Annotated in this window: 2 protein-coding genes; one reads left to right on the top strand and one right to left on the bottom strand. The window is 46.2% G+C overall.

The genetic code is table 11. The features are described from left to right. On the top strand, positions 1-979 hold a 979-nt coding region (locus tag ACEW8S_RS06290; RefSeq protein WP_373517326.1), incomplete at its 5' end, for a Gfo/Idh/MocA family protein. Positions 980-1,495: 516 nt separating this feature from the next. Here the strand turns inward: ACEW8S_RS06290 and ACEW8S_RS06285 are convergent. Next, positions 1,496-2,303: YifB family Mg chelatase-like AAA ATPase (locus ACEW8S_RS06285; RefSeq protein WP_373517325.1), on the bottom strand; the 808-nt coding region annotated here is incomplete at its 5' end.

Genomic DNA, 2,303 nt, shown 5'->3' with positions numbered 1-2,303 from the left:
GGGCATCGCCCTAGTGGGATTGGGATACTACAGTACCGACCTGCTGGCTCCCGCTTTGCAACTCACCCAGCATTGCGAACTAAAGGGCATTGTTACCGGAAGTCCGGATAAGATTCCCGTTTGGAAGGAAAAATACGGTATCCCCGATAAGAACATCTACGATTATAAGGGGATGGACAAAATTGCCGATAATCCCGATATCGATGTTATCTACATTGTACTACCCCCTTCGATGCATGCCGAATATACCATTCGGGCAGCCAGCACCGGAAAACACGTATGGTGCGAAAAGCCTATGGCACCGACCGTAGCGGAATGCGAATCGATGATCAAGGCCTGCAACGCCAATAGGGTAAAACTCTCCATCGGCTACCGCTGCCAGCATGATCCCAATATTCAGGCCTATATGAAGGCGGCCAAAGAAAAAACTTTCGGGGCGGTCAAAATGGTATCCTCGAGCGCCGGGTATTTCGATGGTCGCACCGATCATTGGAAACAAAAGAAGGCCATGGGTGGCGGTGTAATGGGCGATATGGGCGTCTATGCCATTCAGGGCGCACGCTTGGCAACGGGCGAGGAACCTATATCTGTCATGGCCCGGATGTTTACTACTCGACCTGATATCTACCACGAAGTCGAGGAAACCGCAATGTACCAACTTGAATTCCCCAGTGGTGCCCGCGCAGCTTGCCAGAGTAGCTTCGGCATCCAAATGAACTATCTGAACATTAACTACGAAAAAGGATGGATAAAAATGTCCCCGCATTCCTCTTATAGCGGTAACAAAGGTGTACGGTCCGACGATAAAATTATTAATTTTCCCCTCGAAAACCAACAGGCCAAGCAGATGGACGATGATGCGCTTTCAATTCTCAATAATACCGATATGTTGGTACCCGGCGAGGAAGGTTTACGCGATATTAGGGTGGTCGAGGCGGTATATCGGGCGGCGGAAAAGGATTGTTCGGTGAAGTTGTGAAAGCAATTCCCGCCCACTTTAACGAAACAATGGTTGCTTTATCGAATGATTATATCAAGATAGACCTAAGTGGCGTTATAAGGCAAACAAATCTTATATTATGAAAAACATCATCCTACAAGTATTTCAAAGAATCGAAGAAGAGCGAACGCTTTTTATCAGAATTATGAAAGATATCGAGCGATAGCAAAATATCTTTTCATCCGAACTAACCCATAGACATAAAAGGCTATGGGTTTTTTTATGGGATACTATTTCGAAAATTTAGAGAACAACCCCCAAATCCTAAAAAATAAAACCCAAAAATTATGGGGTTTTTATTGGTTGTGTTTCTATTCTTCCATATATTTTTGTGATACAACCTCCAAAATAGTAGGACATGAAAAGACGGGATATACTTATCAACATCTACATTGCCATAAACATCATCTTCATTGTTTGTATGTCCTATTATCTTTTGACGAATATTCCATTTTAACGGGTTACTACTGTTTGTAGCAGGTTTTTAATTTGGACTTAACCCAACCACCCATCACGATCCAAACTCCTGTATTGAATGGCTTCGGCGATATGATCGCCCTTCACTTCTTTCGACTGTTCCAAATCGGCAATGGTGCGTGAAACTTTTAAGATACGGTCATAGGCCCTTGCGGAAAGATTGAGCTTATCCATAGCGTTTTTTAGGAGTTCCTTGGATGGATCATCGAGCCTGCAAAAGTTGCGGATCTGCTTCGTACCCATCTGGGCATTGTAGTGTACCTTATCGAATTCCTCAAAGCGTTGGGTCTGGATTTTCCTTGCCGAAGTTACCCGTTTGCGGATGTCGACACTGCTTTCGCCTTTGCGGTCTTCGGATAGTTTTTCGAAAGGAACTGGCGTTACCTCGATGTGGATGTCGATACGATCCAATAAGGGTCCGGATATTTTTCCCAAATAGCGCTGCATCTCCGCCGGGGAAGAAGTTGTTGGGGCGTCAGGGTCGTTGAAATAGCCACTGGGACTGGGGTTCATACTGGCCACTAGCATAAAGCTGCTGGGATAGGTCACCGTAAACCGAGCCCGTGAAATGGTGACTTCGCGATCTTCCAAGGGCTGGCGCATCACCTCAAGCACTCCACGTTTGAATTCCGGTAGCTCGTCTAAAAACAGCACCCCGTTGTGCGATAACGAAATTTCCCCGGGTTGAGGATAGGCTCCGCCACCAACTAAAGCCACATCGCTAATGGTGTGGTGGGGGGAGCGGAATGGCCGCTGGCCCATCAATCCCATATTCTTCGTCTTGCCTACAACGCTGTGGATTTTAGTTGTTTCAAGTGCCTCATGC

The sequence above is a fragment of the Pricia sp. genome (assembly GCF_041745955.1).
Classification (GTDB): domain Bacteria; phylum Bacteroidota; class Bacteroidia; order Flavobacteriales; family Flavobacteriaceae; genus Pricia.
Note: the sequence above shows the minus strand (reverse complement) of the source record. Positions and strands in the feature narration are given on the sequence as shown.